Genomic DNA, 19,788 nt, shown 5'->3' with positions numbered 1-19,788 from the left:
TCACATATTATGCGTCAGATACGTATATGACAAGCAAGCGACGCTGATAGCTAGTCCCGTCAAGCCGCGCGGACAGGGACTTGGCGGCTTGTTTTGCCCGTTTCGGCCTTGTTTGGCAAGGTATTCGCGCCACCCTTCAGCTTGACCTGCCGACGCCGACAAAGCGTTGTTCTTGATCGTCGCGTCTTTATCAAGAAGTTTGCGCCCACTTGATTTTTTGAGCCTGGGGGGAGGAAACCCGGACCTCACTTGTCAATGCTAGCCAATTTATTTTTACATTTGCATACAAAATAAGGCATGAAGTCCCCCAAGGTGCGCTGACATCGAGTCGATGACTACCCGTGATGCGTGATGATTTTGTCGGTTGGCCCATGATTGCCATCCGCCGCGCACCCGGCTTCTTGGTGTCAGGCAGGCATCCCAGACGCCATCGCTGAAAGTTTGGTACGAAAGCCAGGCTGCGCCCAATAAACATGGGCGTAAGCAGCTATGTATTCAGGAGCGATTCGACGGCCATGGCCTTACCAGTTGACCTCGCGGTCCGGCGTGGAGCCGATGCGGTGTATGGACAGGTCGGCGCCCTGGAATTCTTCTTCCTGGCTCAGGCGCAGGCCCAGGGTTTTTTTGATCAGGCCGTAGACCACAAAACCGGCCAGCAGCGCCCAGGCGATACCCATGGCGCTGCCAATCAGCTGGGCACCGAGGCTGACACCGCCCAGCCCGCCCAGGGCCTTGCTGCCAAAAATGCCGGCCGCCACACCGCCCCAGGCACCACACAAGCCGTGCAGCGGCCAGACACCCAGCACGTCGTCGATCTTCCATTTGTTCTGGGTCAGCGTGAACATCAGCACAAACACCGCGCCGGCGATGCCGCCTGTGACCAGCGCGCCCAGCGGGTGCATCAGGTCCGAGCCGGCGCACACGGCCACCAGCCCGGCCAACGGGCCGTTGTGGACAAAACCCGGGTCGTTTTTACCGATGGCCAGCGCCACCAAGGTGCCGCCCACCATGGCCATCAGCGAGTTCACCGCGACCAGGCCGGAGATCTTGTCGATCGTTTGTGCACTCATGACGTTGAAGCCAAACCAGCCCACGGTCAAAATCCAGGCGCCCAGCGCCAGAAACGGAATGCTGGACGGCGGGTGTGCCGAGATGCCGCCGTCCTTGCGGTAGCGGTTGCTGCGTGCGCCCAGCAGAAGCACCGCCGGCAAGGCCAGCCAGCCACCCATGGCATGCACCACGATGGAGCCGGCAAAGTCGTGGAAGGGTGCGCCGGTGAGTGATTTGATCCAGGCCTGCACGCCGAAATGCTGGTTCCAGACAATCCCCTCGAAGAAGGGGTAAACAAAACCCACAATCACGGCGGTGGCCAGCAACTGCGGGTAAAAACGCGCCCGCTCGGCAATGCCGCCGGAGATGATGGCCGGGATCGCCGCGGCAAAGGTCAGCAAAAAGAAGAATTTCACCAGCTCGTAGCCGTTTTTGAGGGCCAGCTGCTCGGCGCCTACAAAAAAGTGCGTGCCATAGGCCACGCCGTAACCGACCACAAAATAAACCACGGTGGACACGGAAAAGTCCACCAGGATCTTGACCAAGGCGTTGACCTGGTTTTTTTTGCGAACCGTGCCCAGTTCCAGAAAGGCAAAACCGGCGTGCATGGCCAGCACCATGATGCCGCCCAAGAGAATGAACAAGGCGTCCGAGCCCTGTTTTAGTGCTTCCATAAGTCCCTCGCAGAGTGAAATGTAGTTTTGTGGTGCGCATTTCAGGTAAACCTCGGAAGCGCACCAAATACAAGCAAGAAATGCGCCGCAAGCGTGCGAAAAGGCCATCCGGCCCAAAAGCCGTGTCGCGATCTGTCGCGCTTACAATGCAGGTTGTCATTGGGGAGTAGCCGCCCTTCCACTTATGTGAGAGAGGGGCTTGCGTCAACAGACTTGTCCGGCTTTGCAATAAAGCTGACATGGCGCAAGCGGTTCCAGACTTGGCGAGACCTTTGACTGCACAGCCTCCGCTTCAGGCCAGGGATGCTATGCAGTCATGGGTTTTATTCCGGCCGGAGTCTATTCAATGGAAGCTTTCCTCGTCTCTACAGGCATTGTTGCCCTCGCCGAAATGGGCGACAAAACACAATTGCTCGCGCTGGTGCTGGCCGCGCGTTTTCGCAAACCCTGGCCCATTGTTTTCGGCATTTTTGTCGCAACCATCGCCAACCATGCCCTGGCCGGCGCCCTCGGCGCCTGGGTCACCACTATGCTCAGCCCGCAAACCCTGCGCTGGATTCTGGGTGTGTCTTTTATCGCCATGGCGGTCTGGATGCTGATCCCCGACAAACTCGACGATGAAGACACGGAAAAAGCGCCGCGTTTTGGCGTGTTCGCCACCACGGTGCTGGTGTTTTTCCTGGCCGAGATGGGCGACAAAACCCAGATTGCCACCGTGATGCTGGCCGCGCGTTACGAGACCTATCTGGCGGTGGTTGCCGGCACCACCTTGGGCATGATGCTGGCCAACGCGCCCGTGGTCTGGCTGGGCGAACGTGTCACGCGCCTGGTGCCGCTGCGTGTGGTGCACATCGTCTCGGCCCTTATTTTTGCGGTGTTGGGCGTGCTGGCGCTGGTGGTGAAAACAGCACCGGCTTGACGCTTGATATACTTGCTTGGCGCCGATTTGCTCAGCTTGCGGGCGCTTAAAAAGTTCAGCTAAAGACGACATCCAGGACCCGGACTCGCTTTTAGCGATGCCGGGTTTTCTTTTTGTACGTTGTTTGTTACGGGCCTCATCTTGACGCTAGTTGCCACGCCACAGTCCATGCATTTCGCCGACGTTTTGCCCTTGCAAAGCGGCGCGGCCATTCGGGCCTATGACCTGAGCTACGAGACCTACGGCACGCTCAATGCCGACAAGTCCAACGCCGTGTTGATCTGCCACGCGCTCAATGCTTCGCACCATGTGGCCGGTGTTTACCTCGATGCCAGCGGCGCGGTGGTTCCGAGGTCCGAGGGCTGGTGGGACACCATGATAGGCCCCGGCAAACCGGTGGACACGGACCAGTTTTTTGTGATTGGTGTGAACAACCTGGGTTCGTGTTTCGGCTCGACCGGGCCCATGCAGATCAATCCCGACAGCGGTGAAATTTACGGCGCCGACTTTCCGGTGGTCACGGTGCAGGACTGGGTGGCGGCGCAGGCGCGCCTGCTCGACGCCCTGGGCATCCAGACCCTGGCCGCGGTGATGGGTGGCAGTCTGGGCGGCATGCAGGCGCTGAGCTGGACCTTGCAATACCCTGACCGTGTGCGCCACGCCGTGGTGGTGGCCAGCGCGCCCAACCTGACCGCCGAAAACATCGCTTTCAACGAGGTGGCGCGCCGCGCCATCGTCACCGACCCGGATTTTCACGGCGGCCACTTTTACCGCCACGGCGTCTTGCCCAAACGCGGCCTGCGCATTGCCCGCATGATTGGCCACATCACCTACCTCAGCGACGACGTGATGAACGAGAAGTTCGGCCGCAAGCTCAGAAATCTGGTGGCGGCAGACGGCACGCCCAGCGACGAAGCCGGCATTCGTTACACCACGCAAGAGGTCGAGTTCCAGATCGAAAGTTATCTGCGTTACCAGGGCGACAAGTTCAGCGAATATTTCGACGCCAACACCTATTTGCTGATCACCCGGGCGCTGGATTATTTTGACCCGGCCCAGGCGTTTGGCGGCAACCTGACCCAGGCGCTGGCGCAGGCCAAGGCGCAGTTTCTGCTCGTGAGTTTCACCACCGACTGGCGTTTTTCGCCGGCGCGCAGCCGAGAAATTGTCAAGGCCTTGCTCGACAACCAGCGCGACGTGAGTTACGCCGAGATCGACGCGCCGCACGGCCACGACGCTTTTTTGCTCGACGACACACGTTATATGAACGTGGTGCGCTCCTACTTCCAGGGCAAGGTGGCGGCATGTTGAACCCGGCGCGCCAGCTTTCTGCCGACCAGTTGTCGATTGCCCGCCTGGTGCCGCCGGGCTCACGCGTGCTGGACCTGGGTTGCGGCGACGGCGCCATGCTGGACTACCTGACGGCCGAATGCGGCTGCACCGGTTACGGCGTGGAAATCGACGATGCCAATGTGCAGGCCTGTGTCGCACGGGGTGTCAACGTGATCCAGCTCAACCTGGACGAAGGCCTGGCGATGTTTGGCGATGCGAGTTTTGACGTGGTGTTGCAGATAGACACCTTGCAGCACCTGCGCAATGCCGAAGTGATGTTGCGCGAAACCGCGCGTGTGGGCCGCATCGGCATTGTGGCTTTTCCCAATTTCGGTCACTGGCCGAACCGCCTGGCGGTGTTGCGCGGCCGCATGCCTGTGACCAAGGTGTTGCCTTACCAGTGGTATGACACGCCTAACATCCGTGTTGGCACCTTGCAGGACTTCGAGGCCCTGGCCTTGCAAAACCGGCTGGAAATCCTGGACCAGTTTGGGCTGCAGGATGGCCAGGAAATCCGCTTCTGGCCCAATGCACGTGCCAGCCGTGCGGTGTTCAAGTTCCAGCGCGGTTGAGCCAGGGACTGACGCTGTCGGATGCTAAGATTTAGCCAGCGGGATTTCAGCCTCCCGACTCTTCCCTAGAACAGACGGTGTCCCGTCCAAGCGCTGGCAACTGACGTGGAGTTTTCCGTGGACACCTCTGTCAAAAATCCTGTTGTATCGATCCCTGACGGGAAACCGCCGGCCGTCACTTTTTACGACGCTTTCCGCTTCTGGCTGCAGCTGGGTTTTATCAGCTTTGGCGGCCCGGCCGGGCAGATCGCCATCATGCACCGCGAGCTGGTCGAACGCCGCCGCTGGGTGTCTGAAAAACGCTTTTTACACGCGCTCAATTTCTGCATGGTGCTGCCCGGCCCGGAGGCGCAACAACTCGCCACCTACCTCGGTTGGTTGATGCACCGCACCCGGGGCGGGGTGGTGGCCGGCGCCCTGTTTGTGCTGCCCTCGCTGGTGCTGCTGATTGCGCTGAGCTGGATTTATATGGCCTTCGGCCAGCAACCGCTGGTGGCCGGCATTTTTTACGGCATCAAACCGGCGGTGGCGGCGATTGTGCTGCACGCTTTGCACCGCATTGCCAGCAAATCATTGGGAAATCCGCTGCTGGTCCCCGTCCCCTGGGCGATAGCAGCTATGAGTTTTATAGCGATCTGGGCCCTGAAGCTGCCCTTTCCGCTGGTGGTGTTGAGCGCCATGCTGGTCGGGGCCGTGCTGGCGCGGCTGGCGCCCGGCAGCTTGAGCAAGGGGGGCGGCCCAACGTCGGCGCTCAAAGGTGTGCATGACGCGGCCTTGATTGACGACGACACACCGACGCCACCCCATGCCCTGTTCAGCCGGTCACGGCTGCTGAAGGTGCTGGCTGCGGGCGCTGTGCTCTGGCTGCTGCCTATGGCCGCGCTGCTCGCCAGTTATGGCTGGAACGGCACCCTGACACAAATCGGCTGGTTTTTCACCAAGGCGGCGATGCTGACCTTTGGCGGTGCTTATGCCGTCTTGCCTTATGTCACCCAGGCGGCGGTGGAGCATTACCAGTGGCTCAGCACGGCGCAAATGATGGACGGCCTGGCGCTGGGCGAGACCACGCCAGGTCCGCTCATCATGGTGGTGGCCTTTGTCGGTTTTGTGGGCGGCTGGGCCACGCAGGTGCTGGGCCCGGACGCGCTGTTCCTGGGCGCGGCGCTGGCCGCCTGTGTGGCGACCTGGTTCACATTTTTGCCCTCGTTTATTTTTATCCTGGCCGGCGGCCCCTGGGTCGAGTCCACACGCGGCAACCTGAAACTGACCGCGCCGCTGGCGGCCGTGACCGCTGCCGTGGTCGGTGTGATCGCCAATCTTGCTCTGTTTTTTATAGCTGCTGTCGCTTGGCCGGCGGGGGGGAAGGGGCTATTTGATGCACAACCGGACTGGGTCGCCTTGGTCTTGGTCTTCGCCGCCGCGTTGGCGCTGTGGCGCCTCAAGTGGGGTGTGATCCCTGTCATCGCGGCTTCGGCGGGGATCGGCTTGTCGCTGCGCCTGCTTGGTCTGGCCTAAGGGATGCGACGCGCCGTCGACCCACGTTATGCTCAAGCCCATGCAAGGTCAACTGGAAAAAAATAACGCCCCCGGCCTGCTGGAACGCCTGTTCGGCAGCTGGACCCGAACCGTCACGCGCAGCACGTTACGTGTCGACGCCATGGCCGGTTTGTTAGGCGCCGTGCTTGTGTTGCCGCAGGGTATTGCGTTTGCCACGCTGGCGGGACTGCCACCGGAGTACGGGCTGTACACCGCGGTCGTGCCCTGTATCATCGCCGCGCTGTTTGGCTCCAGCTGGCATGTGATGTCGGGGCCGACCAACGCCAATTCGCTGGCCCTGTTTGCCATGTTGTCACCGCTGGCCATGGCCTTCAGCCCGGCCTACATCCAGCTGGCGCTGGCTGTTACGGTCATGGTCGGCATCATGCAGTGGCTGATAGGCACCTTGCGCCTGGGCAGCCTGGCCAACTTTATTTCCCCGGCGGCCTTGTTCGGTTTCACCTCCGGAGCCGCGCTGCTGATTGCGGTGTACGCCTTGCCGGATTTGCTGGGGCTGGCACCGGCTGCGGAGCATGGCGCCGGGGCGGTGCTGGCGCATGTGGGCGCGCAACTTGGTCATGCACAGCCGGCGGCGCTGGCGGTGGCGGCGATCACGGCGGCCGTGGCTTTTGCGGTGCGACGGTTTCGGCCCGGCTGGCCTTTCATGCTGGTCGGGCTGGTGGTGTCGACGGCGCTGGCGGTGGCCTGGTTCCAGGTCATGGTGCCGGAGCCGGTCACGCCGGCCATGGCCCTGCGCACCGTGGGCAAAATCGCCACGCCCTGGCCGCGCTTCGAGGTGCCGCATATCGGCTGGGCCTCGGTGCCGGATCTGCTGGGCCTGGCCTTTGCGCTGACCATCGTGGCGCTGGGCCAGGCGATCTCGATCGCCAAGGCGGTGGCCGCACGTTCCGGCCAGCGGATTGATGCCAATCGCGAGTTTCGCGGCCAGGGCCTGTCCAACATCGTCGGCGGTTTTTTCTCCTGCTATGTGTCTTGCGGCTCCATGAACCGTTCCATGCCCAATCTGCAGGCCGGTGCGCGCACACCGATGGCATCGGTGTTTTCTGCCTTGTTGCTGCTGGGCCTGGTGGCGGTCAGCTCATCCCTGCTGGCACAAATCCCGATGGCGGCACTGGCGGCGCTGCTGCTGATGGTGGCCGTGGGCCTGCTGGACCTGACCTGCTGGCGCCAGCTGTTCAGACTCAGTCGCACCGAGTTTGCAGTGGCGCTGGCGACCATGGTGGCCACCGTCACCATCCGGCTGGAAATGGCGATCTTGCTGGGCACGCTGCTGTCGCTGATGTCGTTTTTGTACCGCACCTCCAAACCGGCAATGCGCACCATGGGTTTTGACAGCAGCTCGCCGGACCGGCAGTTTGTGGTGCTGGCCGATGCCGCGACCCCGCTGCCGGAATGCCCGCAACTCAAGCTGTTACGGATGGAGGGCGAGGTGTATTTTGGCGCGACCCAACATGTGGCCGATACCCTGCATGCCTTGCGCCACGCGCCCCAGCCGCAAAAACATTTGCTGGTGATGGGCAAAAGCATGAACTTCATCGACCTGGCCGGTGCACAGCTGTGGGAGGCCGAGTTGAATGCGCGGCGCGCCATGGGTGGCGATTTGTACTTTCACCGGCCGCGCCCGGAGGTGCTTGAGATGTGGCAAACCACGGGCTTCACCAGCCTGCTCGGGCCGGAACACCAGTTCCCCGACAAACGCACGGCCATCGCCACCATATTCCCGAAACTCGATCCGCAAATCTGCCGGACCTGCACGGCACGTATCTTCTGGGAATGCCGCAGCGTGCCCGGCCCCGACAGCGCGCCTTGATCTTTTTCTTCCACCTCTCCTTCTGACGCCATGCCCCAATTTGCCGCCAACCTCAGCCTGATGTACACCGAACTGCCCTTTCTGGACCGCTTCGAGGCGGCGGCCAGCGACGGCTTCAAGGCGGTGGAATATTTGTCGCCTTACAGCTGGCCCGCCAAGGAGTTGGCGACGCGTTTGCAGGCCAACGGCTTGCAGCAGGTCTTGTTCAATGCGCCGCCGGGCGGCCAGGATGCGGCCAGCATCGAGCAGGCCTGGAGTGCCGGCCGCAAAGGCACGGCTTGCCTGGCCGGGCAGGAAGCCGAGTTCCGTGCCGGTCTGGCGCTGGCGATTGATTACGCCGGGGTGCTGGGCTGCCCGCGGATTCACTTGATGGCCGGCGAGGTGCCGGAGGGCATGACACGCGAATCAGCGCAGCTCACCTATGTGAATAACCTGCGTTACGGCGCGGCCGAGGCGGCCAAGGCCGGCATCGAAGTGTTGATCGAGCCCATCAACACCCGCGACATTCCGCGTTTTTTTCTGAACCGGCAGGACCATGCGCATGAAATCCTGGCCCTGGTCGGCGCGCCCAACCTCAAGGTGCAGATGGACCTCTACCACTGCCAGATTGTCGAAGGCGACGTGGCCATGAAGCTGCGCAAATACCTGCCCACCGGCGGCGTCAGCCATTTGCAGATCGCCGGTGTGCCCGAACGGCAGGAGCCGGACATCGGCGAGTTGAACTACCCCTATCTATTTTCCGTGATCGACGAGTTGCAGTTTGCCGGCTGGATAGGTTGCGAATACCGGCCGCGCCTGGGTGGCACGCCGGGCGGCACCTCGGCCGGGCTGGGCTGGCTCAAGCCGTATCTGTAGGGCGCGTCCAGCCGAAACGCTGCAACAGGCCCGTGGCCGCGGCCGGCGCCCGCTCTTTGGCACCATTGATAAAAAACACAAACACCTCGCGTGCTGGGCCGGCCGGTGCCGGCTTGGATACGCGCGGCAAGTCCGGCGGCTCGCCGCCCTGGGCCCAAGTGCGGGCGGCCTCGGCCCAAGCGTCCAGCGCCTTGGGCGCATAACCGTTCTTGAACCTGGCTTCGCTGCGCATCAGCCGTGCGTAGACAAAATCAGCCGTCAGGTCGGCAAAACTCGGGTAATCGTCCGAGTCGCAAAACACCGTGGCGCATCGGTACCGGCGTGCCAACTTCAGATACGCCTCAGACATGAAGCTGGGGTGGCGCACATCCAGCACGTGGCGCAAGCGGCAGCCGTCCACCTCGGGGGGCAGCAGCGCCAGAAAGGCTTCGAAGTCCGGGGCTTCGAAAACTTTGCTGGGCATGAACTGCCAGACGATGGGCCCCGAGTTTGGGGCCCAGTTCACTGATGCCGCTTTCGACAAAACGGGCGATCGATTCGCCGGCGCCCGCGAGTTCGCGACGCTGGGTCGCAAAGCGGCTGGCCTTGAGCGACAACACAAAATCTTCGGGGGTCTCCTGGCGCCATTTGGCGAAAACAGGCGGCTTGAAGCTGCTGTAATACGTGCCGTTGACCTCGATGGCGCTGAGTTGCCGGCTGGCGTAGCCCAGTTCCTGGCTGTGCGGCAGGCCGGCCGGGTAAAAGTTGTTGCGCCAGGGCTCGTACGTCCAGCCGCCTATGCCAACGCGAATACCTGTGTGTAGGGGGCCGGATTTTTTCAAGGCTGAACTCCTGCAAAAGAACGCGGGGTGTTCACATGGTTGCAGAAAATGACCGAGCGTGCCGCTGCGCTTCGTCGGCGGGCTGGCAGGATGTGACAGGCGCAGGTACAGTAAGAGCGTAGACAGGCTCTCTCAGGCCCAGTTCAGCGGCTTGTCCCGCAGCCGCCCAACACCGGAGTTTTTATGAACGCCCCTTTGCACCGCGAAATGCCCGCCGGCCTCCTCAATGCTGCTCAAGCCCTGTCCGATGTGAGTGCCCAATGGGACGGCGACATCGTCCGGCAAATTTCCGACTACATCACGATTCCCGCCAAGTCGCCGTCCTTCGACGCCGACTGGGCCAGCCATGGCCACATCGACACCGTGATGCGCAACGCCGCGGCCTGGGTCGAGGCGCAAAAAGTCGAAGGTCTCAAGCTGGAGATCGTGCGCCTGGAAGGTCGAACACCGGTGCTGTTTTTTGAAGTGCCGGCCACCAAGGCCGACGCCACGCAAACCGTCTTGATGTACGGTCACCTCGACAAACAGCCGGAGTTCACCGGTTGGCGCAAGGACCTCGGCCCGTGGACACCCAAATACGAAGACGGCAAGTTGTTTGGCCGCGGCGGCGCCGACGATGGTTATGCGGTGTACGCCAGCATCGCGGCGATCCAGGCCTTGAAGGCGCAGAACATGCCACACCCGCGCATTGTGGGCCTGGTGGAAACCTGCGAAGAAAGTGGCTCTTACGACCTGCTGCCTTATGTCGATGCCTTGCGCACGCGGCTGGGTGATGTGGGCCTGGTGATTTGCCTGGACTCCGGTGCCGGCAACTACGACCAGCTCTGGTTGACCACATCCTTGCGCGGCATGGCCAGCGGCGTCTTGAAGGTCGAGATTTTGACCGAAGGGGTGCATTCGGGCGACGCCAGCGGCCTGGTGCCGTCCAGCTTTCGCATCATGCGCCAGGTGCTGGACCGGCTCGAAGACAGCAAGACCGGCCGTTTGTTGCCGGCCAGTTTTCACTGCGAGATTCCGGCCGAGCGCCTGCAGCAGGCCCAGGCCACGGCGAAAATTCTGGGTGACGAAATTTACAAACGTTTTCCCTGGGCACATTACGACTGCGGCGGCGCCACCACCTTTGCGCTGCCGACCACCACCGACCCGGTCGAAGCCTTGCTGAATCGCACCTGGAAACCCACCTTGAGCGTGACCGGCGCCGATGGTTTTCCCGAGATGGGCAATGCCGGCAATGTATTGCGGCCCTACACCGCCTTCAAACTCTCGCTGCGCTTGCCGCCGCTGGTGGACGCCGCCAGCGCGGTGCAGGAACTCAAGACTTTGCTCGAAGACAACGCGCCCTACCAGGCCAGGGTCACGTTCCAAAGTGCCGGCGGCGCCACCGGCTGGAACGCCCCCAGCACCGCGTCCTGGTTTGACAAGGCCCTGAACGAGGCCTCGCAAGCTTATTACGGCGCGCCTTGCGGCACCATAGGCCAGGGCGGCACGATTCCGCTGATGAGCATGTTGAGCCGCGGTTTCCCCAAGGCGCAGATGATGGTCTGCGGCGTGTTGGGCCCCCGGAGCAATGCACACGGACCGAATGAGTTTCTGCATGTGCCTTACGCCAAAAAAATCACCGCGGCTGTGGCGCATGTGATGGCCCAGATGCCGTGAACCTCTTTTAAACGTCAAGGATCAGGAATCGCATGCACAACCCGGTATTGGCGCCCTTCACGGCCCGCGATGGCGAAAATCTGGCGCTTTACGAGTGGCCACAAGACGTCTGGGAGGCCGAAGACGCGCAGCCGCCGCGCGCCGTGGTGCTGATTGTTCATGGACTCGGCGAACACGCCAGCCGGTATGGTCATGTGGCGCGCCGGCTGATCGCCTGGGGTTTTGCGGTGCGTGCGTATGACCAGCGCGGCCACGGCGAGTCCGGCGGCGAACGCGGCGCCTTGTCCAGCGAAGCCTTGCTGCTGGAAGACCTGGCCGAGGTGGTCGACAACACCCGGCTGCGGGCCCAGCATTTGCTTGGCCGGGACGCGGCGGCCGGCCCCGTGCCGCTGATTTTGCTGGGCCACAGCATGGGCGGTTCAGTGGTCGGGCGTTTTGTTTCGCTCAAGCTTCGTGCTGTGGAAGGCCTGGTGATGTCGTCACCGGCGCTGGACCCGGGGCTCAATGCCTTGCAAAAACTGCTGGTGGCCACCTTGCCGGCGATTGCGCCCAACCTGCGTATCAACAACGGCCTGAATCCCGAATTCATCTCGCACGATACGCAGGTGGTGCGTACCTACCTGGCCGATCCGCTGGTGCACGCGAAAATCTCCGCGCGCCTGGCCAAATTTATTGCGACCGCCGGGCCGGCCACGGTGGCCGCAGCCGCCGGCTGGACCACACCCACCCTGCTGATGTATGCGGGTGCGGACAAGCTGGTGAATCCGGCCGGCAGCCGCGCCTTTGCGGCGGCAGCGGCCGGCAACGGCGCCGCCCAGGTGGTCACGGCCCGTTGTTTCGACGGCTTGTTCCATGAACTGTTCAACGAGGCTGACAACGCGCCGGTGTTTGCCACGCTGAAAGCCTGGCTGGACAGCCATTTCTAAGGAAAAAAGGCCTGTAGCCCATATGGCACGGGCGCAGGCAGCTACCAAATAAGTAGCGGTGAAGCCGGGCCGGCCAGGCGGCCCGCGCGGGTCAAGGTCTGATTAACGTTTGTTCAGCAGACCGCCCAGCATGCCCATCAGGTCGCCCGCATTGCCCAGCCCTTGCTCCGGGGCTTGGCCCTGCGGGGTCAGGTGATCAATCAGGCCGGGCAGGATGTTGGACAACTGGCCGGCGGCTTCGCCTGGGGCCACACCGAGTTTTTCGGCGAGGCCGGACATGGTGTCCGGACCCAGCACCTGGCTGAGCTGCTCGCCGGAAATAGGCTGGTTCTGCCCGCTGCCGACCCAGGAGCCGGCGACGTCACCCAAACCGGCTTGCTGAAACTTTTGTAACAAACCACCCAGGCCGCCATGGGGGCTGTCATTGCTCAACATGGCCGTCACGGCCTGGAGCAATTGGGGGGTTGCTGGTCACCATGCCTATCAACCCGCCCAGGCCGCCGCCGGCCGCGTTGGCGCCCGCTTGTGGCTGTTGCCCACCCGTCACCGCGCCTAAAACCGAATCAAGTAAACCCATGATCGTGCTCCAGTGAATAAAAACAAGAAGACCTTGTTTCAGACATTCTGCGGCTTGCGCTGCGCCAGCGCAAGCCAGCCCAGTGCCAGCGCGGTCAGGCCCAGCGGCAGCAAGGATCCGAGGTTTAACAAGGTCCAGCCCTGGGTGGTGACCAGCACACCGGACACCAGGGAGGACAGGGCCAGCACCGCAAACACGCAAAAATTCAGCGCACCTTGCGCCTTGTCTTTTTCTTCCGGGCGGTAAGCGGTCAAGGCCAGCGTGGTGCTGCCGGTGAACAGGAAATTCCAGCCCAGGCCGAGCAAAAACAGCGCGATCAGAAACTGCTGAAACTCGACACCCGACAGCGCGATCAGCACACACACAATATTCAGCGCCAGCCCCACCGCCATGATGGGCAGGGTGCCAAACCGTTTGATCAGGTGGCCGGTGAAAAAACCGGGTGCAAACATGCCGATCACATGCCACTCCAGCACCAGGGCCACGTCGGAAAACGGCAGGCTGCAAAGCTGCATGGCAATCGGCGTGGCAGCCATCAAGAGGTTCATCACGCCATAACCCAGCGCACCCGCCGCGGCGGCGACGATGAACACCGGCTGGCGCATGATTTCGCCCAAGGGCCGGCCGCCGCCAGCGGCGTGTTGCACCGGCGCCGGTGGAAACTGCACAAAAGCCAGCAGCGCCATGGCCAACAAGGCCACACCGGCCAGCGCCAGGTAAGCGCCGGCAAACGGCACCTCGGTCAGGGTCCGCGTCTGGGCCGCCAGGTTGGGTCCCGCGATGGCGCCTATCAGGCCGCCGGCCATCACCAGGGAAATGGCTTTTTCCCTGAAGGCCGGCAGCGCCAACTCGGCGGCGGCAAAGCGGTAGAGCTGCGCATTGGCGTTGTAATAACCGGCGACCACGGTGGCGGTCACCAGCAGCCAGAAGTTTCTGCTGTAAGCCGCATAACAGCAGAGCAGCGCCGAGGCGATGGCCACCAGCAGCCCGAGCTGGAAAGAGGTTTTGCGGCCAAACAGGCGTTGTGTACGTGCCACCAGCCCGGTCGATAACGCGCCGCCCACCACATAACCCATAACTGGCAAGGTCGCCATCCAGCCCAGCGGCGCCAGGGCCAGACCGACCAGGCCATTGATGGCGATGAAGGTGACGTTGTTGGTGAGGAAGAGGCCTTGACAGATGGCGAGCAGCCAGAGATTGCGGTTCATGGCTCAGAGTGTAGCGAGCCTCACCAGCTCCTGGGCAAAATTCTTGAGGAAAAAAGGCCTGTAGCCCAGAAGACACGGGCGCAAACAGCTATCAAAAGGGGAGCGACAGCGCTGCTGAGCCAGTCGCCCACCACCTTGCTACTGCCGGCCTCAGCCGTTAGTTCCGGTTCGCTCCAGGGTCATCTCCGGCAGGCCGCGCCGCTTGGCCACCGCAATCGGCGGTGCCCAGCGGGCATCGCGTGGTTTTTTGCTGGTGACCAGGGTGATCTCGGCCGGCTCGAACACTTCCAGGTTGTGTGTGATCGGTGTGGTCAACACATACTGCGCCTGGGTGGAGCGCAGGAAGTGGCCGACCAGCTGGATGTTGCGCACGTCGAGGTGGGCAAAAGGCTCGTCGATGAACACAAAACCGCCCGAGGCGTTGTCCTCGTCCTTGAGCAGGCCCACCAGCAGGATCAGCGACTTGATGACCTGCTGGCCGCCCGAAGCCTCGCCGTCGTTCAGGCCTATGCTGCCCTTGCCGTCGAAGTTGAAGTTGACCTTCAGGCCGGCCTGGGTCAACACGGTGTCGTCGTTTTCCAGCGCCGGCAAATCGGCGGCGACATCGACGCCGGCCAGTGCGCCCAACTCCTGGATGTTTTTGCGGTAACGCCGCACGGTGCTGCGCAAGACCTCGATATAACTTTCGCGGGCGTTGAACACCGCGGTGCCGGCCTGCGCGTTTTTGACCTGGTGGTCGTCCAGGCTGAAACCCTGGTCGCGCACCGTAGCTTCCATGCGCCGGTAACGTTCTTCAACGGTCGCGTCCTGTTCCCAGGTGTCCTGCGCCAGGTCTTCTTCCACCGCCAGCAGGCGCAGGCGGGCCTGGGTGGCGTTCTGGTAGCTGGCGGCGAGTTCCTGCAGTTTGTCGGGTGTGATCCACGCGACGGGAAACTGGCGCTTGCGCTGCCGGGAGGCATCGACCTCCACCGACAACTGGGTCCGGCGCTGCTGCCATTCCTGCGCGGCGTGGGCGGCTTCGCTGGTTTTTTTCTGCAGGTTGTGTTGCAACGCCCGGTAGGCGGCGTCGCCTTGTTGCTGGCGCAGGCTGGCCGCGCGGTGGTCCTGGTCGAGTTGTTGCCAGCGGGTGGCGGCGCTGATACGTGCCTGTCTGGCAGCCGGCAATGCGCGGCGCGCCTCGGCAAACTCTTCGCTGCGCCGCGCCAGTTCTTCGGCGGCGCTGTGGCCAGCCAGACTGCGTCTGGCGTCTTCGATCTGGCGTTTGACCTCGCGCAGTTTTTCGGCCAGCGGGGCCTGTGCCGCATCGCCGCGTTGGATGTCGCGTTCGCAAGCCTCGCGCTGGGCCTGCAGGGCGGCGGCGCCAAACTGGTAGTCGCGCGGCTCGACCCAGACCGAACGCGCGCCGCGGCCGTCGTGCATATAGGCCTGTTCTGTGATCCAGGCGCCACCACTTTTCTGGCCCTCGCGCGGGTTGCTGACGCAGCGCAGATTTTCCAGTTGCTGGACCAGCCAGCGCGGCACCTTGGCGTCAAACTGAACCTGCGCCAGCAAGGAGTCGGCCGGCGCCTGGGCCACGCGGTCGGTGCCGACGGCGATGTAGTGGCGGTAACGCTCACGTTCGGCGAGTTCGTAGGCCTGGCTTTCCTGGGCGCGGTCGTTGAGCAGCACCATCCAGCGGCTGGGCCGTAACATGCCTTCGATGGCGGCGCGCCAGCGTTCGTCGCGCACCTCGACGATGTCGGCGAGAAAGCCGTGTTCGATTTTTTCGGCCTGCAGGCGCTGGCGAAAACGCCGCGCTTCTTCGGGCGGCGGCGGCGTGCGCTGGCCTTGCAGCGATTCGAGCAGCGCCAGCGCTTTGGCCTGGCGGCCGCGCAAGTCGCTGAGCTGGTCTTCGAGCGCGGATTTGTCGGTTTCCAGCCCACCCAGCCGGGCATTGACCGCGCCGGCATCGGCCTCGTCGGAAGCCAGGCTGGTAAGTTCGGTCGCGCGTTTTTCCAGCAGCTCGAGTGGCCGCTCCTGGTCGCGCGACTGATCGCGCAGGGTGGCGGCTTGGTCGCGCTCGCCGAGCAGGCGTTGTTCTTCGGCCTCGGCCTGGGTGCGGGCCTGCAGCAAGTCCAGCAACTGGGCGTTGTGTGCGGCGCGTTCGGCCTGGCCGAGGCGGGCGGCGATACGCTGGCGGTAGAGCTCGCGGCTGCGTTTGCCCAGGTCTAAGCGCTCGCCATGCCAGACCAGCACGGGCAAGACCTCGGTGGCCAGGCGTTCGCGCTCTTGCACCTTGTGTTGCCAGTTTTTGTAGTTGGTGACCTTGTTCTGCAACTCGGCCAGTTGCGCCTTGCTGTGGTCCAGTTCTTTTTCGGCCTGCACCATCTCGCGTGTCAGTTGTTGCTGGTGTTCACGCGCGGTGTCGTAATGGTTGAGCACCTCCTGGTCGCCAAACACGTCAAACACCAGGCGCAACAACTCGCGCGGGCTGAACTCGCAGAGGCGGTCGGTCTGGCCTTGCTCCAGCGACAAGACCTTGGCAATCGCCGGCGACAGGCCGGCGGCCGACAGCAGCCGGTTCCAGGCCTCCACCCCCATCAAGCCCAAGTCCTTGTCGGGGGTTTGGCTCAGGGTTTCGATGCTGACGTCGCCCTCGAGCGCGGCATAACGCCGTTGCCAGTCGCCGCCGTTGCGGTCTATGCGGCAGACCAGGGTGACCTGGTCGCTGTAGATCAGGCGGCGCGCAAACGGCCGGCTGGAGGTCTGGCGGTTCTGCGCGCGGTTGTCGACCACGGCGCGCAGCCAGGCCACGTTGGCCCCGGCGTGGCGGGCATAGGTCTTGTAGTCGCGCGGCTGCGAACATTTGAGGCCCAGCAGTGTGCGCATGGCGTCCAGCAGCGTGGTTTTGCCCGAGCCGTTGGGCCCGGCGATGGTGATGATGGAGGCGTCCAGCGGCAGGCTGACACGCTGGCAGTAGTCCCAGTGGACGAGTTCAAGACTCTGGAGATGAAACATGGTCTGGTGGGGTGGGCGTGGGGTCGCCTTGAGGAGGGGTGGGCTGCTGGGCTTGTTCGCGCGCCAGCACATCGGCGAGTGCGCCGTTCAAAATGCGGGGCGCCAGCACGTCATAGTTGAGCAAGACGTCGAGCAAAGGGCCTTCGGCGATGTCGTCCTGCTTGCGCAGAATGAAGCCGTGGCGCTCGAGCAGCTTGAGGTTGGTGTCGAGCCGGGTTTTTTTGCCGAGCTGGTTGCCATAGTCTTCCAGCAGGGTTTTGTACGACAACACCGGGCTGACGCTGCGGGCGGAAGGCAGGGGCTTGCTGCCGGCAAACATGTCGTTTTGCGGCACTTCGACCTCGACGCGGCTGGTCTGGCGCTCGCGTTTAGGCAGCACGATGAGTGACCACACCACGACCAGCAGCGCGACGGCATCACGTGGCAGCTCCAGGTTGTTGTTGGCGTTGATGCCGGACTCGCCCAGCACCTGGTTTTGCGCGGCGGGCAGCAGCGCCAGGCAGACATGGTCGGCGTAGATGTTGTCCATCCAGCGCAGGCCGACCTGGGCCAGGCGCTGCTCGACCTGGCCGAACAGTTCGGCGTCGGACAGCGCGCGGCGCACGCGAACATGGGTGCGGGGCAGGTATTTGCGGGACAGCAGTTCTGCAATCAGCAGGCCGGCGTCATCCGGGGTGTCATTCATGGGCGGGGGCTGCCTTGGGTGTGTCGGGGAAAACGGGGTGCAGCAGGCCTTGCGTGAGCTGCGTCACCGCGGGGTGTTTCAGGTTTTGCAAGGTGGTGCTCCATTCGGCGCGCCAGGGTTGGCGCGCCAGCTCGCCGGTGGCGCCGGCCAGGCCTTGGGCCTGCACGTCGCCCAGCAAGGGAATCAGTTGCGCCTTGTAGGCCACCTGGGCGTAACGCGCAGGGGCGTCGGGCGTGCCTAACAAGGCCTCGGCCAGCTGACGGGACTCGGCGCCTGCGCCCTCGCCGGCTAAAGCCCATTGCGCCAGCCAGCCGGACAAGTCGGCCAGCTCTTGCGGCAACGCGACGGTGCTCAGGTTGCCTTCGGGCGCGACCTGGGCGCTGGGCAGCGGGTCGGCCGCGCTGGCTTGTGGCCGGTCGCGCTCGAACTCGGCCTCGGTCACGTCCAGCATCTCATGCGGCGCCAGCGCGGCCAGGCTCACCGGCGGGGCCATGGCTTCGTCGGCGAGCGGCGCCAGGTGGTTCACGTTTTGCAGCCAGCGTTTGACATCGGTGCTGGTGATGCCGGTGGTGCCCAGGGTGACGCGCTGGCGGTCCACCTGTTGCAACGCGCGGTTGAACTGGCTGGCCATGGCCAACAGGCGCGACTGCGCCAGGCCCAGGCCGCGAGCGGCTTTTTCCAGCGCCACCTGGCCGCGCGCGTTGCCGATGAGGGTGGTGATGGCGTCGGAGGCGCGGTCTATCAGGTGGGCGGCGCGGTCGTAACGCTTGCGCGCCTCACGCAGGCGGAATTCGGAGCCGCTGGCAATCGCGTCCTGGAATTCAGCGTGTAAGCGGCCCAGTTGTGCCTGCAACATCTGCACCTGCCGGCCGTCGAGTGTGCCGAGCTGGTCGGCGCCCACCACCTGGCCCAGCAGGCTGGCGAGTTCGTCCTGGTCGGGGTTGCTGCTGCTGAGCGGCCCCAGCACGGCGGCCACCTGCTGGGCCAGCGGCGTGATGCCGTGGTGGCGCTGCGTCTCGTCCCAACTCAGCAGGCCGATCTCGCGAAAACGCTTGAGCACGGTGTCAAGCGCCTCGGGGCGAAGCGCGTGAAACAAGGGGTCGAGCTGGTCGCGCGTCAGGGTGGCGTCGGCCTGGCCCATCAGGGTGATGAAGACCCACAGGCGCAGGCGCACCAGCCCGGCCGGGCCATGAAACAGGCCGCGCAAGGCGTCGATCTGCGCGGACTTCTGCTCCATCTGCCAGGCCAGCGAGGAGTCGCTGGCGTGGTCCGCGTCGCGAAAATAATCGGCCAGCGGCGTCTCCGCTTCCTGGCCGACGGGCAACGGCAAGTCCGCGCCCCAGGGCGCTGGTCGACTCGTGGCCGTCATTGCGCCAGGATGGCCAACACGGCCAGCGGTGCGGTTTCGGCGCGCAGGATGCGTGTGCCCAGCGTGACCGGAACAAAACCGCGGGCCACGGCCGCGTCTTCTTCGGCCGCACTGAGGCCGCCTTCGGGGCCGCTGAGAAGGGTCACGGGCGCGCTGTTGTCCCAGGCGGCCAGGGCTTGCGCCAAAGGCTGGGTGCCGGTGCGCAGCGACAACAACAGCCGGGGCGTGGCGCTGGGTGCCGGCAAGGCGGCGGCCCAATCGACCAGCGTCTGGATGGTCTGCAGTTGCGGCACGCGGTTGCGGCCACATTGTTCGCAGGCGGCGATGGCCACACCTTGCCAATGCGCGAGTTTTTTCTCGGCGCGTTCACCCTTGAGGCGCAACACCGAACGTTCGGCCATCAACGGCGTGATGCTGGCGGCGCCCAGTTCGGTGGCTTTTTCGACCAGCCAGTCCATACGTTCATTGGCCGGCATGCCGACGACCAGGTGCACGGCGCGGCCGATTTCGCGTTCCACGGCGCTGTGGGCATTGACCAAGACTTGCACGTCGCTGCGGCCCATGCGTTCAATCGTCGCCTCGAACTCGCCGCCCTGGCTGTTGAACAAGGTGATGGTATCGCCCGGCTGCAGGCGCAAGACCTGCACATGGCGCGCCGCGTGTTCGGGCAAGGCCAGGGATTCGCCGGGGAGTAGCGGCAGGTCGGCGTAGAAGCGGGCCGTCATGGCCGGGCTTTCAATAACACGGGTTCACTATTAAATAGATAGCTGCTTGTGCCCG

At 63.6% G+C, this 19,788-nt stretch carries 16 protein-coding genes, 1 pseudogene and 1 riboswitch; of the genes and pseudogenes, 8 read left to right on the top strand and 9 right to left on the bottom strand.

Annotated elements, in window-relative coordinates; translation table 11 throughout:
• Positions 1-521: 521 nt before the first annotated feature.
• Complete coding sequence (locus tag ACHMXK_RS21865; protein WP_397442792.1) at positions 522-1,724, bottom strand: ammonium transporter; 1,203 nt, start codon at positions 1,722-1,724, stop codon at positions 522-524.
• A 149-nt stretch (positions 1,725-1,873) separates the two neighbouring features.
• Positions 1,874-2,067, top strand: a riboswitch (yybP-ykoY riboswitch).
• Positions 2,068-2,070: 3 nt separating this feature from the next.
• Here ACHMXK_RS21865 and ACHMXK_RS21860 point away from each other — a divergent pair.
• From ACHMXK_RS21860 to otnI, 6 genes are all read left to right on the top strand, one after another.
• The gene (locus ACHMXK_RS21860; RefSeq protein ID WP_397442791.1) at positions 2,071-2,643 is read left to right on the top strand and encodes a TMEM165/GDT1 family protein; all 573 of its coding nucleotides are present in this window, start codon (positions 2,071-2,073) and stop codon (positions 2,641-2,643) included.
• 141 nt (positions 2,644-2,784) lie between these two features.
• Positions 2,785-3,954, top strand: a complete 1,170-nt coding sequence (locus ACHMXK_RS21855) for a homoserine O-acetyltransferase (RefSeq protein WP_397442790.1) — start codon at positions 2,785-2,787, stop codon at positions 3,952-3,954.
• Positions 3,948-4,547 (top strand): methionine biosynthesis protein MetW, encoded by a 600-nt coding sequence (metW, locus tag ACHMXK_RS21850; RefSeq protein ID WP_397442789.1) that lies wholly within the window; start codon positions 3,948-3,950, stop codon positions 4,545-4,547. Before ACHMXK_RS21855 ends, metW begins: the two co-directional genes overlap by 7 nt.
• 117 nt (positions 4,548-4,664) lie before the next feature.
• Positions 4,665-6,062, top strand: a complete 1,398-nt coding sequence (chrA, locus tag ACHMXK_RS21845; protein ID WP_397442788.1) for a chromate efflux transporter — start codon at positions 4,665-4,667, stop codon at positions 6,060-6,062.
• A 40-nt stretch (positions 6,063-6,102) separates the two neighbouring features.
• Positions 6,103-7,914, top strand: a complete 1,812-nt coding sequence (locus tag ACHMXK_RS21840; protein WP_397442787.1) for a SulP family inorganic anion transporter — start codon at positions 6,103-6,105, stop codon at positions 7,912-7,914.
• A gap of 30 nt (positions 7,915-7,944) precedes the next feature.
• Positions 7,945-8,769 (top strand): 2-oxo-tetronate isomerase, encoded by an 825-nt coding sequence (otnI, locus tag ACHMXK_RS21835; protein WP_397442786.1) that lies wholly within the window; start codon positions 7,945-7,947, stop codon positions 8,767-8,769.
• Here otnI and ACHMXK_RS21830 read toward each other — a convergent pair.
• Positions 8,753-9,590 (bottom strand): annotated as a pseudogene (locus ACHMXK_RS21830) (DUF72 domain-containing protein). The gene otnI and the pseudogene ACHMXK_RS21830 sit on opposite strands and share 17 nt — an antisense overlap.
• Positions 9,591-9,773: 183 nt before the next feature.
• Here ACHMXK_RS21830 and ACHMXK_RS21825 point away from each other — a divergent pair.
• Together ACHMXK_RS21825 and ACHMXK_RS21820 are read left to right on the top strand one after the other, a co-directional pair.
• Complete coding sequence (locus ACHMXK_RS21825) at positions 9,774-11,246, top strand: M20 family metallopeptidase (protein WP_397442785.1); 1,473 nt, start codon at positions 9,774-9,776, stop codon at positions 11,244-11,246.
• A gap of 32 nt (positions 11,247-11,278) precedes the next feature.
• Positions 11,279-12,172, top strand: a complete 894-nt coding sequence (locus ACHMXK_RS21820) for a lysophospholipase (RefSeq protein WP_397442784.1) — start codon at positions 11,279-11,281, stop codon at positions 12,170-12,172.
• A gap of 102 nt (positions 12,173-12,274) precedes the next feature.
• On the opposite strand, the gene ACHMXK_RS21815 is transcribed toward ACHMXK_RS21820, so the two are convergent.
• From ACHMXK_RS21815 to ACHMXK_RS21785, 7 genes are all read right to left on the bottom strand, one after another.
• On the bottom strand, positions 12,275-12,607 hold the full coding sequence (locus ACHMXK_RS21815) for a YidB family protein (RefSeq protein WP_397442783.1): 333 nt from the start codon (positions 12,605-12,607) through the stop codon (positions 12,275-12,277).
• Positions 12,594-12,749 (bottom strand): hypothetical protein, encoded by a 156-nt coding sequence (locus tag ACHMXK_RS21810; RefSeq protein ID WP_397442782.1) that lies wholly within the window; start codon positions 12,747-12,749, stop codon positions 12,594-12,596. The genes ACHMXK_RS21815 and ACHMXK_RS21810 overlap by 14 nt, the downstream gene beginning before the upstream one ends.
• Positions 12,750-12,787: 38 nt before the next feature.
• Positions 12,788-13,957: an MFS transporter gene (locus tag ACHMXK_RS21805; RefSeq protein ID WP_397442781.1), complete on the bottom strand. Its 1,170-nt coding sequence runs from the start codon at positions 13,955-13,957 to the stop codon at positions 12,788-12,790.
• Positions 13,958-14,107: 150 nt separating this feature from the next.
• Entirely contained in the window at positions 14,108-16,954 is a 2,847-nt protein-coding gene (locus tag ACHMXK_RS21800; protein ID WP_397442780.1) for an ATP-binding protein, read from the bottom strand.
• Positions 16,932-17,639 (bottom strand): hypothetical protein, encoded by a 708-nt coding sequence (locus ACHMXK_RS21795; RefSeq protein ID WP_397442779.1) that lies wholly within the window; start codon positions 17,637-17,639, stop codon positions 16,932-16,934. The genes ACHMXK_RS21800 and ACHMXK_RS21795 overlap by 23 nt, the downstream gene beginning before the upstream one ends.
• Positions 17,632-19,008: a hypothetical protein gene (locus tag ACHMXK_RS21790; RefSeq protein WP_397442778.1), complete on the bottom strand. Its 1,377-nt coding sequence runs from the start codon at positions 19,006-19,008 to the stop codon at positions 17,632-17,634. The genes ACHMXK_RS21795 and ACHMXK_RS21790 overlap by 8 nt, the downstream gene beginning before the upstream one ends.
• Positions 19,005-19,733 (bottom strand): 16S rRNA (uracil(1498)-N(3))-methyltransferase, encoded by a 729-nt coding sequence (locus ACHMXK_RS21785; RefSeq protein WP_397442777.1) that lies wholly within the window; start codon positions 19,731-19,733, stop codon positions 19,005-19,007. The genes ACHMXK_RS21790 and ACHMXK_RS21785 overlap by 4 nt, the downstream gene beginning before the upstream one ends.
• Between the last annotated feature and the right edge of the window lie 55 nt (positions 19,734-19,788).

Origin of the sequence: Polaromonas sp. UC242_47 (assembly GCF_044452385.1) — a bacterium.
Classification (GTDB): Bacteria; Pseudomonadota; Gammaproteobacteria; order Burkholderiales; family Burkholderiaceae_C; genus Polaromonas.
This window is presented reverse-complemented; position numbering and strand designations above follow the sequence as displayed.